1 protein-coding gene is annotated in these 1,980 nt (G+C 59.4%); it reads right to left on the reverse strand.

The genetic code is table 11. From position 1 onward, the window contains the following. Positions 1-59: 59 nt before the first annotated feature. Positions 60-1,980: Tn3 family transposase (locus GOB81_RS17260; RefSeq protein WP_173571450.1), on the reverse strand; the 1,921-nt coding region annotated here is incomplete at its 5' end.

Here is a 1,980-nt window from a genome sequence, read left to right on the forward strand (position 1 = left end):
AGAGGCCATCGTGTGGATGGTACGCTAAACAACGTTTGGCATGAACAATAAAGGAACGATCAGGCGGCACGAGCCTGTTTCGACAGATTGAGCGTCTTGCGGCCCGCAGAAGCTGCGGCTTTGTCCCAGAGAAAGTCTCCGGAAAAGGCGATGTGCTCCCATCCCACCGGGGAAGTATGCGCCAGCAGGTCCTCAGGGACGGCCGCCGATGTTGAGCGCAGATGTGTGACGGCGGTTTGCAGATAGACTGTATTCCAGTAGACGATCGCCGCGATGACGAGATTGAGGCCCGACGCCCGGTATTGCTGGGCTTCATGGCTGCGGTCGATGATCCGTCCCTGGCGGAAGGTATGGATTGCCTGGGTCAGCACATGCCGCTGCTCGCTGTTGTTGAGCCCTGCCTGACATCTCTGCCGCAGATCAGGGGTTTCGAGCCAGTCGAGCATGAACAGAGTGCGCTCGATCTTGCCGATTTCCTGGAGTGCGACGTCGAGCCGATTCTGGCGCTCATAGGCAGCAAGCTTGCGCAACATCCTGGAGGGCGCGACATGCCCGGCCTTGATTGATCCGACAAGCCGCAGCACGTCCTCCCATTGTTCCCGAATGATGTCGGTGCGGATGGTTTTGCCAAGCAGCGGGCTGATGGAGGGATAGGAACTGGCCGGTGCGATGGACGCCAGGCGTCTATCCGGAAAGTCGCGCAGGCGCGGGCAAAAGCGAAAACCCAACAGGGCGCAGAGCGCGAAGACATGGTCGGTGGCACCACCCGTGTCGGTATAATGCTCGGAGATTTTAAGCCCGGTTCCATGACTGGTCAGGCCGTCGAGCACGTATGGCGCTTCGTGTGTCGCAGCCGAGATGACCTTCACATGGTATGGGGCACGCTGATCAGACACATGCGTGTAAAAGCTGAACCCATGGTCAACGCCGTACCGGGCATTGACGTCTCCGCCCGAGGCACCGCGCTTGGCGCCGCGAAAGAACTGCCCATCAGAGCTCGAACTCGAACCGTCCCCCCAGCTCCGGGAAAATGGCAGACGATGATGAGAGTTGATGAGGACGGCCAGCGCCTTGCGATAATTTTCGTCGCGGACATAAGCGTCGTGGGTCCAGAAGAGCTGATCACGGGTAACGCCGTGACTCGCGGCAGCCATGCGTGATAGCCCCAGATTGGTAGCGTCCGCCAGAATGGCCGCGAGTAACGCATTCTCGTTGGGACAGGCTTCGCCCGTGCGCAGATTGGTAAAGGCGCTGAGGAAACCGGTAGCCTGCGCCACCTCGTGCAGCAGCTCCGTGATGCGGATTGGCGGCATCAGGGCGTTGAGCTGTTGCGCCAGGTTTTCCGCTTGCGGCGGCGTTGTCGCGCGTATCGGCGATATCTGGAGGTGCCCGTCACGAAAGCGCACCCCCTGCAAGGCGTCGCGTTTCAGGCTTTGCGCGAACTTCTTCAGGCGTTTATCCAATTCGCGAGCGCGCTGATCCAGCCATTCATTTGCCGACAGGGGCAGGTCAAGTTCGGCAATGAACGGTTTTGCCTGCTCCCTACTGAGCATGTAGCTGTCGAAGCGACGATAATTGGCCGACCGCTCGATCCACACATCGCCGGAACGCAGCTTGTTGCGCAAATGCGCGAGCGTCGCGATTTCCCACAGACGCCGGTTGGGCTTGTCATCCTGATCGATAACGATCTTCTGCCATTCCTTGCGAAACGGCATCGGTGCGTCGCCAGGTAAATCGCGTTTGCCTGCTCTGTTGAGATTCCGCAACAACGTGATCGCAGCCAGGGTCTTGGCGCCTCCTCTTCCTGCTTGGAATTCCAGCGTTTCCAGCAGATCGGGCGCGAATTTTCGAAGGGTAATATAACGCTCCGCAGCGGCTGTCAGAGGATCGAGGTCGGCAGTCCTGGCGATCGCCCCAACCTCTGACCTTGCTTTCAACAGGGTCGCCCATCCGACCGTGGCATCCAGAGTTTCCATAGGA

It is taken from the genome of Acetobacter conturbans, assembly GCF_011516755.1.
In the GTDB taxonomy this organism is placed as follows: Bacteria; Pseudomonadota; Alphaproteobacteria; order Acetobacterales; family Acetobacteraceae; genus Acetobacter; species Acetobacter conturbans.